Below are 17155 nucleotides of genomic sequence, written 5' to 3' on the forward strand. Positions count from 1 at the left end.
AAAGATTCGGGCATTAGCCCGAATCTATCCATATTTTTTATTCAATTTTAATTTAATTTTAAATGTTGGTTAAACCAAAAGTCGTGTACGGAATGTACACATTTAACTAAGTTTTCGTAACCGTCAGGTTTGGTAAGGTATGCATTCGCGCCAAATTCGATTGAGGCCTTAACATCGTCGGGATTATCGGATGTTGAAAACAAGATTACGGGTATGGATTTAAGGTAGGGAATATCCCTGATAAATTTTAGTAAATCCAAACCGGATAAGCCTGGTAAATTCAAATCGAGCAAAATTAATTTGGGTTTAGTTTTATTTTCTGCAAAACCCTGAAGTTTTTTCAATGCTTCTACCCCATCTTCAACTATCGTTAAATTCAGTGTATCCTTAACTTCCTGTACAGCACTTTGCATAAAAAAAGCATAATCTATATCATCCTCAACATAAAATATATCTGGTGTTTTCATTTATCTGTTTTTAAAAGCTACAAAAAAGGTCGATCCTACATTTAACTTACTCTCAAACCAAACTCTGCCATGATGTTTTTCTACAACCCTTTTTACGATAGCCAGTCCCACTCCTGATCCTTCAATCTCCTTCACATTATCCATACGTTTAAAAAGCTCAAAAACCCTGTCATAATAACGATTATCAATTCCTATACCATTGTCTTTAACCGAATAGATAATCTCCCCTCCGTCTACATACGCAGAAACTTCAATTTGGGGTTGCTCAACCATAGCAGAGTACTTTACAGCATTTCCAATCAGATTTGTAAAAACCTGCGTAATCATGGTTTTATCTCCTTTGATGTTAGGAAGTTGTCCTAAAATTAACACTGAATGATCTGCTTTATAGGCCGACCATACCTCGGTTTTGATGTCTTTAAGCAAAGATTCCATGTTAACAGTTTCAAAATGAATTTCAGAACGGCCAACTCTCGCTAAATTTAAAATCTCCTTAATCAATAAGTTCATTTTATCAGCGCCAACCAAAATCCTGCTTAACATTTTTTTACCTCCCTCATCTATACTCTTGTTTTTAAGCATTAGCTCTGTATAGGTTTTAATCGAGGTAAGCGGAGTTCTCAGATCATGAGATATGGTATAGCTAAACGTATCCAGTTCTTCATAAGCGGCCTGCAGCTTCTCATTAAGTGATCTAATTTCATTCGCCTTTTTATTGATATCTGCAATGATAATTTCGCGTATCCTCAACACAGAGGCAACTTCTTCAGCCATCCATTTTTCAGAGGTATTATTAACTACCTCCGACCAGATTTCGAAAGATTTGCGCGGAGACAGGCTCATTAAACCATTTTCTGATTCAACTACGGATTTATCCGGATTTCCAGCCCAATTTACATCGGTAATCATTTCGCGTTTAAACCAAATAATCATTTCGCCCAGTTCTTTATTTATTAAACAAGAAAGAATGCCAGAGGCGATTGACTTATATTTTTTAGCCGGAGAATAGATTTCAGACAACCGATGGGTATAATATATCGACTCATCGTTGGTCGTTTTCAACCATTCAGCAAGTTCCCTTATATCTTCTTCTAATGGTACATTTCCAATGGTTTTGAGTTCATTTTCAAAAATAACAGCAACTCCGGATGCTTTGGTCGCATCTAAAATAGTACGTTTATGAGTGGTTATAGCCTCAATTAAATATTTATCGCGTGTTAAATGCTCAGACAGGATATTCGCCGTACTTTTAAACTGCTCGATAATTTTTGCATCTTCTTCTTCCTGGCGGTATTCCAATGCTGAGGAAAGAATTTGTCCAATTAACTTCGCACCTTCTCTTGCCTTATAATCTATAAACTTTGGACTATAATTGTGGCAGGCAATTAAACCCCAAAGCTCACCATGAGAAATCAGGGATATGCTAAAACTGGAGTGAACACCCATATTTTTTAAATATTGAATGTGTATAGGTGATACCGCTCGTAAACCTCCGTTTGTTAAATCAAGTGCTTCGTTTTCTTTGAAAGTAATAATGGGTGAATCGGCTACATTTACGTCAGCAATTAGTCTGGTTAAATTCAGTTTATATAGTTCTCGTGCTTGTTTCGGAATATCTGATGCGGGATAATGTAAGCCAAAAAAGGACTCTAACATTTCTTCTTTTTCTTCTGCAACAACTTCTCCATGTCCATCCTCTAAAAACTTGTAGACCATAATACGGTCGTAATTGATCAATCTTTTTACTTCTTTGGCTGCTCCCTTTAATAAGGCCGAAATATTTTTACCCTGGAGCATAGATGAAGCAGAACGGCCAATTGAACTTTGAATGTCGAACTGCAGCGTAACGGGTTCAAATTCTAATAACCAGTCGTTTTTTGACGAAGAAATAATGAGGTAAAATGGAAGTCCGTTAATCTCAATAGGGTGTGGACTAATGGCATCAAAACTTTTACGGATAATACCCAGTTTAAGCAAGTCTTCAATGTTAAACGCAGAATCTTGTTGTTTAATAAAATGATTTATCTCAGACAGTGGTTTATTTAATAAGTTCCTGGCTGGTTCTTTTAAGAAATCTCCTGTATTTTCACTCAAATAGGTAATGGTTGAACTGTTCTTATCAACAGCCACGAGGAAACCATGTGATTGAATTTTGCCTGGTATGTGAATAGGCTCTTTATCACAATTGGTTAGGTCTACAGAAAATTTAGTCATATGTATTTTTTTGCAGCATATTTAATCTTACGAATTAACAAATATAAAGCGTATATTTTAGAATGTCTATAATTTGATAAATTCGGATTTGAGATTTGTTTTTTATTATATATTTGTTTCAATTTAAAAAAATCATTCAAACTTTGGCAAAGAAAAATATTTTGGTTATTGAAGATAACCATGCAATCCTTGATGTTATAACGCTTATTTTAGAAAGCGAAGCTTTTAATGTTGATGGGCTAAACAAAGGTGCTAACTTTATTAATCATGTTCATGAATTTAATCCAGATGTAATAATTATGGATATTATGCTCCCTGATGTTGATGGAAGGGTACTTTTAAAAGAATTGAAAGAGACTGAGGCTACAAGTCATATTCCTGTATTAATGATTTCTGCCCGTTATAACGCTAGCAACTACACATTAGATGGCATAGAAGCAGATGATTTTATGGCCAAGCCTTTTAACATTGACGAATTGATGGATAAGATTTATGCTTTACTGAGAAAATAGGCTATTATTCAGGCATACCCGGCAATTTTATTCCCCCAAGTTTTAGGTTTTTCATTAAAACTTCCAGAAAAGAGAGTTTAGTATCTGTAAATCCGTGCGCATTGACCCATATATTTATATTTGCCCTATAACCACTATCTTCTAAAGCAGACACGCCTATTCTTCGTTCTGGTGTTTTTAAACAAGAACTAAATTCATCAACAGTTTTATTGAAAATAGAAACAACTTTTTCATAATCGATTCCATAACTAAATTTAATTTCAATATCCAATCTTCTAATCCCTTCCCTGCTAATATTGATAATCACTTCATTCGATAATTTACTATTTGGAATAACTACTGTTCTATTGTCAAAGGTTTTAACTATGGTGTAAAATATCTGGATTGAGGTTACTGTTCCTTCCTGGCCTTGTGCAATAATATTATCACCTACAACAAAAGGTTTTAATAGTAAAATCAATACTCCGCTGGCAAAATTTTGCAGGGTACCTGATAATGCTAAGCCTGCCGCAACACCGATACCACCAATAAGCACGGTTAAAAAAGTAAGCTGAATGCCAATAATCTGCATTACCGTAAGTACTAATAAAATTCTTAAGGTAATCAGCATTAAGCTGGTTAAAAAAGGGCGCAATGATGGATTTACATCTTTTCGATGCATGCCGCCCTGCATCCATTTTCCTAATAACTTAATTAGCCACAATCCTAAAAAAAGGATTAGCAAACCTAAAATTACAGATGGTCCTTTATCAATTATCCAATCGTAGGCTTTATCATAAAAACTATTGATATTATTGGCATCAGTCTTCATAAACTAAAGATTCTTCTCTAAAAATATTACGGTTTTTTATGTTTAACGGGAGTGTCTTTTGAAACACTTACTTTCTTTGCATCTTTGGCTGATGTTACTTTGTCATCAGCTCCTTTAGCTTTTACATTTTCCGGTGCAGTAGCCTTGCTACTTTCTGCCGCTGTTTTAGCATTTTTCATTTTCTGTTCTTTTATAATTAAATTATTCTTCGGCGTTGAGCCAAGCTTTGGCTTCTTCTATCTCTTCTGGTTTAAAACCTTTAGATTTACCTGGTGTAACTACTGTAAAAATATCAGTAAACCACTCCACTCCTTTTTCGGCACTTACTACAGCAATTTTTTTCCATTTGACAAAATTCTGCAGGCCAGCTTTAACATCCTCTACCCACGCACCAGCTGTGAAATTTTTCACATCGGTTTCTAACACAAGCAAATACCTGATTTCATTAAATCGTTCAGCCGTTCTTTTCAAGCCGGTTAATAAAACGCTCTTTACATCGTCGCTTGTCACTTCTCCGGTAGCTCTTACACCAAAAATATGATCTGGTAATCCTGTTATTTCTGTTAGCATAAAATTTCGTTTATTTAAGAACACCATAATTCACCAAGATGTTTGCTATTTAAATAAATTCTGAAAGTTGTGTCGTAACCCAAACACTATCTTGCTGATACTGTTATAGAAACAATATTTATAAATAAACAATCCTATGGAGATAAATTTCTTAAAATCTTTTACGCTTGCTTGTGGGCTGGCTGTTTTACTTTCTGCCTGTACGGGTGGAATAAAAAATACAACCGTTACAGATTCGACTACGACTGATTCAACACTGGCTGCAGCATTAAGACCCGCTGGCCCTGCCCCTGAATGGGGGAAAACAATAAAGCCGGAAATGCAGGTGGTTATAGAAAAACTAAGTAGTTATGGAGATAAACCTTTAGAAACTTTAAGCGCTGCTGATGCGCGCAAGAACCATACACCAACGGATGCCGTAATGGATTTAATAAAACAGAATAACATTATAGTACCTGTACCTAAGGTAGATACCATGGGAAAGGATATTGATGTTACCGGCGGTAAAATCCATTTGCGTATTTACACCCCGAAGGGAGGAAATGGACCTTATCCACTCATTGTTTATTACCATGGTGGCGGTTTCGTTATCGCTAATTTAGATATTTATAACGCATCTGCCCAGGCTTTGGCAGAGCAGGTTGGTGCAATTGTAGTTTCTGTGGCTTATCGCTTAGCCCCCGAAAATAAATTTCCTACCGCGCATAACGATGCTTTTACTGCTTATGAATGGGCTGTAAAAAACGCAGTAGACTTAAAAGCCGATCCGGCAAAAATTGCAGTTGTTGGCGAAAGTGCAGGTGGTAATTTAGCGGCAAACGTATCTATTACGGCCAGAGACAAACATATTATGCTTCCTGTACACGAAGTTTTGATCTATCCTATTGCTCAGGCGGACATGAATACTGAATCTTATAAAATGTATCAAAATGCAAAACCGTTAAACAAGGCAATGATGGGCAGGTTTAATGAACAATACCTAAACACGATGATTGAAGCGCAAGATCCTAAAATATCTTTGATTAATGCCAATTTAAAAGGCCTTCCATCAACAACCATTATTACTGCAGAAATAGATCCGTTACATGATGATGGTATCATGTTAGCCGATAAACTAAAAGCTGCAGGCGTTAAAGTGAATACAAAGAATTATGAGGGCGTTACGCATGAGTTCTTTGGTATGGCTTCGCTTGTATCCGAAGCAAAGGCTGCTCAGGCTTATGCCGCTGATCAGTTAAAAGCTGCTTTTAAATAAAAAACAGCCCTGGAGTGGTATTTACTCCAGGGCTGTTCTTTCATGGCGTTTTGCGTTGAGCGTTTTTAACTCAAAACTCCCAACTGCAGACTCCAAACTAACTAAGCTCCTTTCTTCGAGCCTAAACTCTGCATCAATTGATCATACAAATCATCACTTGAAGCTTTTTGAGGTTTCATCTTTTTCACGGTAGCTCGTTTTCCTTTAGCTTTTGCCTTAATGATTTTCAATAATTCATTACTGTAATCATCTTTAAATGTACTGAGGTCAAATTTTGAGCTGTATTGTTTGATCAAAGCCAGCCCTACATCCATTTCTTTTTTGGTAATGGTAATATCATCAACCTTATTAATTTCCGACAGGCTCCTGATTTCCTGTTCGAATCTGATTTTTGTAATTACAATTACATGTTCCATAGGATGGATTACACAAAGGTTTTCTGTGTTCCTTAATACAAACCTGGCAACACCAGCTTTACCCGATTTCTCTAAGGCCTTTAGCAATAATCCATAAGCTTTTTTGCCTTGCTTTTCAGGCTCGGTATAATAAGAAGTTTCGTAATAAATAGGGTTTATATCCTTAATATCAACAAAATTCTCCAGTTCAATAATCTTAGTTTTTTCAGGTGCAGCCTCTTCAAAATCGTGCTTATCTAAAATAACGTACCTGTCTTTTAAAAAATAGCCTTTAACTATCTTCTCAAAGGGTACCTCTTTATGTGTATTTTCATTCACTCTTAGAAATTTAATCTTTGCCTGATCACGTTCATCGAGCATATCTAAATCAAGATTACTATTCTGGACTCCTGAAAACAACTTAATCGGGATATTTACCAAACCAAACCCAATCGAACCTTTCCATATTGATCTCATAGCTTAATATTTACTTACTAACAAGCTCCTAAAACAGATTGTTTTGGGTTTATTAAGTGTAAATTGAGGAAATCACAAACTATTTAGATAATGCAATGTTATTTAAGTATCAACCCTATCTGAAATACATATGAAAATTGCCTATATTTCAACCTATCCTCCTCGCGAATGTGGTTTAGCAACATTTAATCAGAATTTGGTTAACGCATTAAGTTTAAATCCTGCTTACAATCCGCAAAAAAGTTTTGTTGTTGCCTTAAATGAATCAGATGATGTTAATGAACACGATTACCCAAACGAAGTAAAATTTGTCATCCGTCAACAAAATCAAAAAGATTATATTGATGCTGCAGATTTTATCAATAACAGTGATGTAGATAGCTGTATCATTGAACATGAATTTGGTATATATGGAGGCAACAGCGGCGTATTTTTATTGTCTTTAATTAACAGATTAAAAAAACCATTCATTACCATTTTGCATACGGTTTTAAAAGAACCAAATTTTATGCAGCAAACCATTATTAAAGAGATTGCGGTTAAATCGTCTAAAATAGTGGTGATGAGCAAAAAAGCAGTCTTATTTTTAACTAGTATTTACCAAATCCCGAAGGTTTCTATCAAATTAATAGAGCATGGTGTTCCAGATCTGGAACCTATACCAAATAACGAAATTGCACAAAGTAAACTTTTTAAAAACCGAAAAGTGCTTTTTACTTTTGGTTTAATTAGCAGGAATAAAGGTTTAGAAACGGTAATTAAAGCTTTACCCAGCATTGTAGCGCAACATCCTGATGTTTTATATGTGATTTTAGGCAATACCCATCCTGGCGTGGTAAAGCATAATGGTGAAGAATATCGAGATAGTTTAAAAGCATTGGCGAAAGATTTAGGGGTTGAAAACAATATTGCTTTCGTCAATAAATTTGTATCTGAAGAAGAATTGCATCAATATTTAACGGCCTGTTATTTATATATTACGCCTTATTTAAATGAAGCCCAAATTACCAGCGGTACCTTATCTTATGCGGTAGGCGCTGGTGCGGCAGTAGTTTCTACCCCATACTGGCATGCGCAGGAGCTTTTAGCCGATAACAGAGGAAAATTATTTGATTTTAAGAACGATGTACAATTGGCAACCATTGTAAACGAACTTTTAAGTGACCAAGATAAATATCAAAAACTAAAGCAAAACGCTTACGAATATGGATTAAATCTTCGTTGGCCAGCTATTGGAAGTGTTTATCTTAATGTGTTGAATGAGGCATTATCAGCAGAAGCCAAATCTGAAAGAACGATCCCGCCAATAATAGATGTAGAAGGGATGCCTGTACTGAATTTAAATCACATTTCATTACTAACCGACGATACCGGAATTATACAACATGCGCGTTTTGGTATTCCAAATTTGAAGGAAGGCTATTGTATTGATGATAATGCCAGGGCCTTAATTATGGCACTAATGGCTATAGAGCAGGGTAAAAACCCTAAAGCTTTAAAATTGATGCCCGTTTATCTTAGTTTTATTCAATATATGCAAACAGATGATGGAAATTTCAGGAATTTCCTGAGTTTTAACCGCAATTATCTGGATGAAATAGGTTCTGAAGATTCTTTTGGCCGGACCATCTGGTCATTGGGCTATTTAGTTTGCAGTGCACCCAACAATTCTTACCGTGAATTCGGCAGGGAATTATTTTCGCATGCTATTCCACATTTCAGTGAATTAAAATACCTCCGAGGAAAAGCAAATACCATTATTGGTTTATCCTATTACCTGTGTGCTCATCCTGGTGATGAATTAATTACAAAAGAAATCAATTTGCTGGCCAATTCATTAATGGCATCATATAAAGACAATAAAGATGGCGATTGGCATTGGTTTGAAGATATTCTGACCTATGATAATGCAATACTTCCTTTGGCATTGCTTCATCATTATGAAGTTACCGGGAATACTGCATCTTATAAAATTGCCATGGAAAGTATCGAATTTTTAAATAGTTTCTCATTCGAAAACGGGTATTTAAATCCTGTCGGCAATGCCGGATGGATGAAAAAACACGGTAAAAATCCAATTTACGATCAACAGGCTATAGAAACAATGGCAATGGTTTTACTCTACGCTAAAAGCTTCGAGGTGACTAAAGATGATCAATATTTAAGTTTAATGCATATCAGCTATGAGTGGTTTTTAGGAAAAAATAGCTTACATATTCCTTTGTACGATTTTGAAACACATGGTTGTGCAGATGGGCTACAGTTTAATAGTGTAAACAGGAATCAAGGTGCTGAGAGTACTCTGGCTTATTTTATTTCACATTTGGCTATTCTAAAGGCAGCAGAAGCAGAATATGAAACCTTGTCTTCCCCCTTAGTGGAGGCAGATAAATGTAGCTAAAGATTAATTTGTCTTGGAAATATTAAGGCTGGTTCAGAATTGAGCCAGCTTTTTTTTTGCAGAAAAAAGCCAGAACATCCTTAAATGAATTAAGATGACTTAGGTGGTCAATATTATTTTGAAAATCAGGGTTTGGTGCGCTTCGGTTACAGCAGTCCTGCTATCTCTTCAAGTCCTCAACATGCTTCGCTCCGGGCTTTCCGTTCTATCAGGCTTATTTAAATTTGGCATGTGGTTCTTAGGATTTTAGATTCACAGCTACCCTCGGTCTGTGTCCTCACCAATGTTATTAACTTAGTGTTTTAAATATTTGAAAATCAAATTATTATGTTGATATTTAACTATTAAACAAGTAAAGTAAATGAGTATAATTTCTTCGAATCAAAAATTGGAGCAACATAAAGTGGCTCCTAAAAAAAACATTTGATTTCATTCAGGATAAAAACAGTTTTTCCCAATACCTTAAAGAACCAATCTTTTTTACCCGTAAGCGGAGTTTAAGCTTCCCTGTTGTTGTATCTATCGTATTAAATCTTTTTAAAGAATCTGTAGAGTATAATCTTTCTACAATTTTGCCTAGTTTATCCTCAAAAGCGGTAACAGGTGCAGCTTTTTCTAAGGCTCGATATAAAATATCCATCTCCTTTTTTAAGGATCTGAACAAAATACTGGCAGATTACCACAAACAGAACCCTTCACAACTTTGGAGGGGATATCAATTGATTGCCGGTGATGGCTCTACTGTTGGGTTACCACCTTCCAGGCAGATAAAAGACTTTTTTGGAATCTATTCAGAAAAAGGTGGTAGTGTAAAAAGTTGTTTAGCACAGATTTTTATGTTTTATGATGTTTTTAGTGGGGCAATTCTTTCTAAAAGGATATCAAAGATGGAGAAAACAGAAAAAACACTTTTTGATGCATGCATTGAAGAACTCCCAGGCCGTAAATCCATAGTTATTTTAGACCGGGGGTTTGGATATTTTCATATCTGCAAAAGCCTTTACGCAGTAAAACAGAATTTCTGCATTCGCATAAGCACCGCTCAGTCCTGTTTTGCAAAACGGATAACCCAACAGACTGAAAACGATTTTATAACAGAGTGGGATCCAAGCCCAAATGAAAGAAAATCCTGTTTAAAACATGGGTTAAATACTGAAAAAATCGTTGTTAGGGTTACAAAAATCCAATTGAAAACTGGAGAGATAGAAATACTTGTTTCTTCCTTATTTGATATGAATGATATCTGCACAGAGAATATGAAAGTGCTTTATGGCCTAAGATGGCCTGTAGAAGAAGGCTTTAAAAAACTAAAACCAAAGATGAAACTAGAGCAGTTTGGTTGTCGAAAACCTGATGGAATATTCCAGGAGTTTGAAGCACATATATTTATGATGAATCTGGTAGCTTTATTAGGCATCCAGGCACAGCAGGAGATCGACAAGAACAAAAAAAGAAAACTAAAATATAAATACAATTGGCAAAATGCTTTCAGGTTTGTTAGAAAAGTAATTATCCAAATACTAAATACGCTAAACCCAGAGCATATCATTCAATCTCTTATTAAACTAATAGCATCTTCTAAAATACCCATAAAACCAGACAGAAGCTTTATTAGGGTAACATTTAAAAAGAGGAAAAACAGAGCTCACCAAACATATAAATAGCTTAAGTTAATAGCATTGGTGTCCTCACAGACCGAAATTTCGATTAAATAACCATGGTCTGTGAGGACACAGACCATGGAAAGGGATCAAACCCCGCAGGTTTTCAAAACCTGCGGGGTTTGATGATATTAATTCATTGCCCACATTGTAACCAGAAATATCGTTAATTATTTATCATTATTCTCCAACAATTTATTCAACAGCAGCTCTAAATTTACCGTTGCAAAAGAAGAACTATAATCAGATAATCCGTAAGGAATAATCAGTTCACCGTTGCTGATGATCGAACCGCAGGAATATACCACGTTAGGCACATAACCTTCACGTTCATCATTATTAGGAATAATCAATGGTTCTTTTAAATGGCCTATTTCTATACTTGGGTCTTCAAGATCCAATAAACTTACGCCAATGCAGTACCTGCGCATTGGACCCACTCCATGCGTAATTACAATCCATCCTTTTTCTGTTTCTATCGGAGAACCACAATTGCCGATTTGTACCAGTTCCCAATCGTAACGGGGCTGTTTTAACAGGATTGGGTTTTCCCAAACATTAACTTTGTCCGAAAACATCAGGTAATTATTCCAGCCATCTATCCGGCTCATCATTACATATTTTCCTTTAATTTTTCTTGGAAATAAGGCCAGGTTTTTGTTTTGTGCACCATCGCCATAAAGTGGAATCACTTTAAACTCGTAAAAATCTTCAGTTTGTACCAGTTTGGGGATAATTAAAGAACCATCAAAAGCTGTATACGTGGCATAGTACAGCACTTTTCCATCATCTTTAATAAATTTCACGAAACGTGCATCCTCAATCCCTTTACGTTCAAATTCTGAAATAGGAAAAATTACACGATCAGATATGTCTGTATCTTTTGAGAAAGTGATGGTGTGATAGGTATCTGATAACCAAAGTACTTTATCGTATTCAATTAAACGGGAAGGATTTTCTTTATGTAAAATTTTAGAATCTTTGATGATATTGCTCAAACTGGTATATTCAAATTTGTCATCCAGTTTTGATTCAATTTCTTCTAATACTGAAGGATCAATCTGCGCATAAGCTGCTTTTTTAAGGAATAGTTTTTTAACGTAAATCGCATTTTTTACTACCTCGGCTTCATCAACATAATTCCCTACTGGCAAAACCTGGATATTATTGTTTTTATCAATTAATGCACGCCTGAAAACAATCGAAGAAATATGCCCCTCGCCTACGGCCCTAAAGCTGATGATTACCCTCTTTTCACCTTCCACTAAATCGGTTTGATCAGGATCATCAACAATACTGGGATTAAAAAAAGCAGCAGATTCTATTGAATATTCGTGGGTAAAGTAAGCACCAATCAGCAATCTGGTGTATTCATCTATATCTTCAAATTCGGTGCCTAATGCAGCAAATTGTTTTTTTAGCTTTTTACAGTGCCGGGTCAGGATTTTGGTAATATTCCGGTGTCTTTTAGAATATTCCTGTAATATGGGCGATATCAGCGAAAATACTTTTTCATCTGAAAACTCTAAAACCTTCCTGATTACCTCTAATGCTCTCTCCTCTCCATTAAAAAAAAAACGTGCAATAACTCTTTTAGTATCTGGGTTAACCTTAACAGGTTTACGTTCTATGTATAATCTCATTATTTTAGCTGTTTTATTGTAATTTTAACGCTTTCCGCATGATGTCATCCAACGCTATAATAACGGAAGTTACGACTTAATTGTTTATATTATTTACAGTATTTGCACATAATTTTTACCTTTAATTATTCTCCCTTTTAAAGCAGATAACATGATTCCATCAGACGAAACCTTACGTTTAGAAAAATTAAAATACTACGAAATTGTAAGCACGCCTGCAGAAAGTGCTTTTGATCAGATCGCACAATTGGCTGCTGAAATATTTGATGTTCCGAATGCAGGCATCGGTTTTCAGACAGAAGGGGACATTTTTGTGAAAGCTCAAATGGGATCAGCCATCGGCTTACCTTTAAAAAATGATGCCTTTACTTTTTTTACCTCTGCTCCCCTCATGTCGCCTGAAGGTTATCCTCTTGGTCTGATTTACGTTGCCGATACTAAATTTAAAACGGCCGAAGCGCAGCAGCTAAAAATGCTGAGTAATTTAGCGGATATGGTGATGGAAAAACTGGAGTCTAGAATTGCAGTTAGAAAAGCTTTAAGAGCCTACGATGATCGTTTACACGTGCTTGTTCATGATCTTAAAAACCCTATGACGACCATTTCACTTCAGTCTGAATTACTGGGACGCATCCCGGGTATTGATGATAAAGCTGCATTAATTGCTGGTAAGATTAATGCGCAATCGAAAAGAATGATTGATAATTTGAACGGTATTTTAAGCGCTGCCCGGAAAGAAGGTAACTCATTTAAGCCTAAGAAAGATAAAGTAGATATAAAAGCAATATTAGAACAGGTAAAACTTGCACTCAATTTATCCCTTAAACATAAAAATCAATCCGTTTTAATTGATATTAACGAACCCGTTGAAATTTTTGCTGATCCTGATAAATTAGCAACGATTTTTAGTGAATTACTTAACAATGCCATCAAGTTTTCTCCAGCAGGAAAAGAGATTTACATCACCCATGAAATAGCTGATAATGCGGTAACGATTGCGATAAAAGACAATGGCGTGGGCCTGAACGAAGAAGACCTGGAAAAAGTTTTTATGAAATTCGCCCGGTTGAGTCCGGTAAGCACCAATCAGGAAAACACTTATGGGTTAGGACTGATTACCGCAAATGCATTAGTAGATATCCATAAAGGAAAGTTATGGGTAGAAAGCGATGGAAAAGACCTGGGCACAACTTTTTACGTAACATTACCCATTAAATAGGTTTGAATCTGATAATTCGCTGAGTTTCATTTCTTCGAGCAAAATTCTTTCAGGAATGGCATTTCTATGATATGACCATTTTATTAATCTTATAAGGCCGTTTTCAATTTCAATACCCGTTATATCGCCATCACTAAAACAGCAACATCCGCTATTAAAGTAACCTGGTTTGTATTTACCGAAGCTTGGTGCTTTATCTCCTTCTTTTATCCGCTTATGAAGCTCTGTGTTTAAAAAAGCAAGATCAGCAGCATTCTTTTCCTTTTTCGCTTTTTTTAATTTCACATAAATCCGTTCCAGATGAGTTAAAGATGCAAAAACCGGCTGATGCGTGTGCCCGGTAATTAAAGCCATATTCTTTTTTGTCATTATCCAGTTGTACATCAATGTATTATGCGCTGTTTTAAGCTGATTGTCATAGGCCGGTGTATTGGGATTAATTTGCAGGTACGATTGTAGTGGTGCCCAAATGGTACTCACAAACCACTTGCTAAACCAGTTTCCGTCACTCTGTAAATCGCCCTGGTGTCCGTGAGTTAAAAAAATATCAAGTTTACTTTCTCCTACTGGCAACCTTAAAATAGCTCCTTCGTAAATACGGATTTTAGTTCCATAAATTCTGTTGAGGTTAAACCCGGCTAAAGGATCATTATCCCAATATAAATCATGGTTACCAAATATCTTAGTGAATCGTTTTTTTGAAATAAAGGCTTTTTCTGCTTCGAAAGTAGCCTGATTGTGTTTAATCACAGATTCCAACAAATTCTCCCAAAGTTCCTCGCTATCGCCCAGATTGATATAATGGAAATCTTGTTGATTATAAAATTCGAGTGCTTTCAGGTAATTCTTTTCGGCTAAAGTGAAATCATCAGCATAATCGCGGGCACCTTTATGCTGATCTGATAAAATGATAAATTTATCTGTATCAGCAATTTCAAAAATAAGTCCCCGTTTCCCTGGTGTTGCATTGATGTTTTTGTAAAGTTTATTTAAAGCTTCATGGATACGTTTACGGTTGGGCCTTGAGCCAAATCTATTCGACATGCGGATAATCCAGGCACTGAGTAAACGTTGTAAAAGTCGTCGCATGTATAAAATGAGCCTTAGCTGGTAAATAGTTTCTTAAAATAACAAAAAATATCATGAATCGTTTTTGTCATTACGTCATTCCCAACTTGATTGGGAATCTTAAAGCAAATATAAATTGTTAATGCTTAGGCCCTTAAATGACCTCATATGTCTTATATGGTTAAAAAAATAATAATTCTAATTATATGGCAATAATTTAACCATATAAGGCATTTAAGAAAATATAAGCTTATGCCTCTTCAAATGCATTTCAAAAGATCTTTCATTACATCAAATAGCTATCACATTAGTGTAATACATTTAATTGGTTTATTTCCGCTCTTTCCATAGTAAAATTAGTTTCATCAAATATATTTTACTAATTTTGTTAGCATTGAAAAGATCAGGAAGCGCAGATTTACCCTTACACTATGGCCACGTGCCGCCATGGTTGGCCCAGCGTATGGCTACACTTGGTTTAGCGATAACGGAAGCTATATTACTGGAATATGGTAAAGCAGAAGTAATACGCCGTTTAAGCAGTCCCTTTTGGTTTCAGAGTTTAGGTGCGGTAATGGGGATGGATTGGCATTCTTCCGGAATTACCACATCGGTGATGGGTGCCTTAAAGAAATCGATTAATCCCTTGTCAAAAGAGCTAGGCATTTACATTTGTGGAGGCAAAGGAAAACACAGCAGAGAAACGCCAAATGAACTTTTAAAAATTGCTGATAAAACGGGGTTAAATGGAACCGAATTGGTTCGGGCAAGTAAACTCAGTGCAAAGGTAGACAATACTGCCATTCAAGACAGTTTTCAATTGTACCTTCATAGTTTTATTTTAAGCAGCGAAGGCGATTGGGCTGTAGTGCAACAAGGCATGAGCGATAGCAGCTCAACAGCAAGAAGATACCACTGGCATTCTGAAAATTTAAAATCTTTTGTAGAAGAACCGCATACAGGCATTTGTGGTATTAATCAAGGTAAAATCCTGAACCTAACGGCTAATGATGCTGATCAGGCAAGGCAGAGCATGATGAGTATGACGGCTGAATCGCCAACACGGATGATCAGTGAAATACAAAAGCTGGTAATGCCCGATCATCATGAGGTAAAATCGAAAGATGTAGATTTAAAACGTTTGGGAAGTATTTTGTGGCTGGCCCAGGAAAAGCAACCCAGCGATTTTGAAGAATTATTATTACTCGAAGGCATGGGACCAAGAACCTTACAATCTATGGCTTTAGTGAGTGAGGTGATTTACGGTACGCCTTCACGGTTTACCGATCCCGCCCGTTATTCTTTTGCGCATGGAGGCAAAGATGGGCATCCCTTCCCTGTTCCGGTAAACGTTTATGATGAAACGATAAATGTTTTACAAAAAGCAATTGAAAAAGCGAAGATTGGAAACACCGATAAACAACAAGCCATTAAATCATTGCATCAAATTGCGCGTAATGCAGAAAAAGACTTTGTTCCGAATATGGATTTTGAAAAGGTGATTCAAAAAGAACGTGCTGAAAGCTGGAAATATTGTGGCAGAACAATTTTTGGGAAAGAAAAGCCACCAAAAAGTGAACAGTTAAAGTTGTTTTAAACACTATAAATAATCCTCCTCTAGTGAGGGCTATATCCCGTAAAGAATCGTCATCCTGAATTTATTTCAGGATCTATCCCAGTAATTATGTTTTAAGTATTCCATTCCGTGGTTTCTGTGTTTCCGTGGCAGAAATTGCGCATATGATGAAAGGTCTTAGCGAGACGCTAAGACTAGAAAAAGGGAGTTAACTTATTGTATAAAATTAAAAAGAGATGACAGAGGCGTTTTTTTAGTTTTAGGCCGCGAAGAATCGTCATTGCGAGAAGGCTTTTTCAGCCGACGAAGCAATCTTACAACGATCGCTACCAGCGTGCGCATTAAGATTGCTTCGTTCCTCGCAATGACGACCTTTCTTGCGAGATCTGTCATTGATAGTGAAGCCAAAGAATCTTTTCCAAAGACCATTTTTTCTCGCGACATTAATAAATCTGTGTTCATCCTGTTTATCTGTGTTAATTAATTCCGTGGTCTCAATGTTTCCGTGGCGGAAATAGCGCATATGATGAAAAGTCTTAGCGAGACGCTAAGACTAGAGAAGATTCGTCATTCCCAACTTGATTGGGAATCGTAATGCAAGCGCTTTAAGATTCCCGCCTGCGCGGGAAAGACTACCACTTTATTGGAGTCTGTCATTAATAGCGAAGTTGAAGAATCGTTCCAAATACTATTTTTTCTCACGACATTAACAAATGTGTGTTCATCCCATTTATCTGTGGTTAATTAATTCCGTGGCAGAAATAGCGCATATGATGAAAGGTCTTAGCGAGACGCTAAGACTAGAAAATTAATGGCTAAAACAACTACTAAACAGCATAATAGATACTGAAACAAGTTCAGTATGACGACATTATAAAAACAAAAA

The 17155-nt window shown here is 36.1% G+C and carries 14 protein-coding genes; 6 read left to right on the forward strand and 8 right to left on the reverse strand.

Going from position 1 to position 17155, the window contains the following annotated elements; all coding sequences use genetic code 11:
- Positions 1 to 47: 47 nt before the first annotated feature.
- Together ACUN24_RS18465 and ACUN24_RS18470 are read right to left on the reverse strand one after the other, a co-directional pair.
- Positions 48 to 467 carry a response regulator gene (locus tag ACUN24_RS18465; protein ID WP_121287866.1) on the reverse strand — a complete coding sequence of 140 codons (420 nt, stop codon included), beginning with the start codon at positions 465 to 467 and terminating at the stop codon, positions 48 to 50.
- Entirely contained in the window at positions 468 to 2681 is a 2214-nt protein-coding gene (locus ACUN24_RS18470) for an ATP-binding protein (protein WP_445563835.1), read from the reverse strand.
- 143 nt (positions 2682 to 2824) lie between these two features.
- On the opposite strand from ACUN24_RS18470, the gene ACUN24_RS18475 reads away from it, so the two are divergent.
- Entirely contained in the window at positions 2825 to 3193 is a 369-nt protein-coding gene (locus ACUN24_RS18475; protein ID WP_445563836.1) for a response regulator transcription factor, read from the forward strand.
- Positions 3194 to 3197: 4 nt separating this feature from the next.
- Here the strand turns inward: ACUN24_RS18475 and ACUN24_RS18480 are convergent, their stop codons facing one another.
- From ACUN24_RS18480 to ACUN24_RS18490, 3 genes are read right to left on the reverse strand one after another with little or no spacing between them, the layout of a single operon-like run.
- Complete coding sequence (locus ACUN24_RS18480; protein WP_445563837.1) at positions 3198 to 4004, reverse strand: mechanosensitive ion channel family protein; 807 nt, start codon at positions 4002 to 4004, stop codon at positions 3198 to 3200.
- Between the two features lie 26 nt (positions 4005 to 4030).
- Positions 4031 to 4183 (reverse strand): hypothetical protein, encoded by a 153-nt coding sequence (locus ACUN24_RS18485; protein WP_445563838.1) that lies wholly within the window; start codon positions 4181 to 4183, stop codon positions 4031 to 4033.
- A 22-nt stretch (positions 4184 to 4205) separates the two neighbouring features.
- Positions 4206 to 4574, reverse strand: a complete 369-nt coding sequence (locus ACUN24_RS18490) for a SpoIIAA family protein (RefSeq protein WP_445563839.1) — start codon at positions 4572 to 4574, stop codon at positions 4206 to 4208.
- A 136-nt stretch (positions 4575 to 4710) separates the two neighbouring features.
- Between ACUN24_RS18490 and ACUN24_RS18495 the strand changes: the two genes are divergently transcribed.
- On the forward strand, positions 4711 to 5829 hold the full coding sequence (locus ACUN24_RS18495) for an alpha/beta hydrolase (protein ID WP_445563840.1): 1119 nt from the start codon (positions 4711 to 4713) through the stop codon (positions 5827 to 5829).
- A gap of 101 nt (positions 5830 to 5930) precedes the next feature.
- On the opposite strand, the gene ku is transcribed toward ACUN24_RS18495, so the two are convergent.
- Positions 5931 to 6701, reverse strand: a complete 771-nt coding sequence (ku, locus tag ACUN24_RS18500; RefSeq protein WP_445563841.1) for a non-homologous end joining protein Ku — start codon at positions 6699 to 6701, stop codon at positions 5931 to 5933.
- A gap of 130 nt (positions 6702 to 6831) precedes the next feature.
- On the opposite strand from ku, the gene ACUN24_RS18505 reads away from it, so the two are divergent.
- The gene (locus ACUN24_RS18505) at positions 6832 to 9102 is read left to right on the forward strand and encodes a glycosyltransferase (RefSeq protein WP_445563842.1); all 2271 of its coding nucleotides are present in this window, start codon (positions 6832 to 6834) and stop codon (positions 9100 to 9102) included.
- Between the two features lie 431 nt (positions 9103 to 9533).
- Entirely contained in the window at positions 9534 to 10766 is a 1233-nt protein-coding gene (locus ACUN24_RS18510; RefSeq protein WP_445565116.1) for an IS4 family transposase, read from the forward strand.
- A 167-nt stretch (positions 10767 to 10933) separates the two neighbouring features.
- Here ACUN24_RS18510 and ACUN24_RS18515 read toward each other — a convergent pair whose 3' ends face one another.
- Positions 10934 to 12406 (reverse strand): glycoside hydrolase family 130 protein, encoded by a 1473-nt coding sequence (locus tag ACUN24_RS18515; RefSeq protein ID WP_445563843.1) that lies wholly within the window; start codon positions 12404 to 12406, stop codon positions 10934 to 10936.
- Positions 12407 to 12557: 151 nt separating this feature from the next.
- Here ACUN24_RS18515 and ACUN24_RS18520 point away from each other — a divergent pair, with 151 nt between their 5' ends.
- Positions 12558 to 13625, forward strand: a complete 1068-nt coding sequence (locus tag ACUN24_RS18520; protein WP_445563844.1) for a sensor histidine kinase — start codon at positions 12558 to 12560, stop codon at positions 13623 to 13625.
- Here ACUN24_RS18520 and ACUN24_RS18525 read toward each other — a convergent pair.
- Positions 13611 to 14714 carry a metallophosphoesterase gene (locus ACUN24_RS18525; protein ID WP_445563845.1) on the reverse strand — a complete coding sequence of 368 codons (1104 nt, stop codon included), beginning with the start codon at positions 14712 to 14714 and terminating at the stop codon, positions 13611 to 13613. The two genes, ACUN24_RS18520 and ACUN24_RS18525, sit on opposite strands and share 15 nt — an antisense overlap.
- Before the next feature lie 373 nt (positions 14715 to 15087).
- Between ACUN24_RS18525 and ACUN24_RS18530 the strand changes: the two genes are divergently transcribed.
- On the forward strand, positions 15088 to 16290 hold the full coding sequence (locus ACUN24_RS18530; RefSeq protein ID WP_445563846.1) for a DUF763 domain-containing protein: 1203 nt from the start codon (positions 15088 to 15090) through the stop codon (positions 16288 to 16290).
- Positions 16291 to 17155: the final 865 nt, after the last annotated feature.

This window comes from Pedobacter sp. WC2501 (assembly GCF_052682415.1).

Bases quoted from the DNA above. Each gene is read 5' to 3' on its own strand.
- ACUN24_RS18485 (WP_445563838.1), bottom strand. From the start codon at position 4,183: ATGAAAAATGCTAAAACAGCGGCAGAAAGTAGCAAGGCTACTGCACCG.
- ACUN24_RS18525 (WP_445563845.1), bottom strand. From the start codon at position 14,714: ATGCGACGACTTTTACAACGTTTACTCAGTGCCTGGATTATCCGCATG.
- ACUN24_RS18515 (WP_445563843.1), bottom strand. From the start codon at position 12,406: ATGAGATTATACATAGAACGTAAACCTGTTAAGGTTAACCCAGATACT.
- ACUN24_RS18490 (WP_445563839.1), bottom strand. From the start codon at position 4,574: ATGCTAACAGAAATAACAGGATTACCAGATCATATTTTTGGTGTAAGA.
- ku (WP_445563841.1), bottom strand. From the start codon at position 6,701: ATGAGATCAATATGGAAAGGTTCGATTGGGTTTGGTTTGGTAAATATC.
- ACUN24_RS18480 (WP_445563837.1), bottom strand. From the start codon at position 4,004: ATGAAGACTGATGCCAATAATATCAATAGTTTTTATGATAAAGCCTAC.
- ACUN24_RS18465 (WP_121287866.1), bottom strand. From the start codon at position 467: ATGAAAACACCAGATATATTTTATGTTGAGGATGATATAGATTATGCT.
- ACUN24_RS18520 (WP_445563844.1), top strand. From the start codon at position 12,558: ATGATTCCATCAGACGAAACCTTACGTTTAGAAAAATTAAAATACTAC.
- ACUN24_RS18505 (WP_445563842.1), top strand. From the start codon at position 6,832: ATGAAAATTGCCTATATTTCAACCTATCCTCCTCGCGAATGTGGTTTA.
- ACUN24_RS18470 (WP_445563835.1), bottom strand. From the start codon at position 2,681: ATGACTAAATTTTCTGTAGACCTAACCAATTGTGATAAAGAGCCTATT.
- ACUN24_RS18495 (WP_445563840.1), top strand. From the start codon at position 4,711: ATGGAGATAAATTTCTTAAAATCTTTTACGCTTGCTTGTGGGCTGGCT.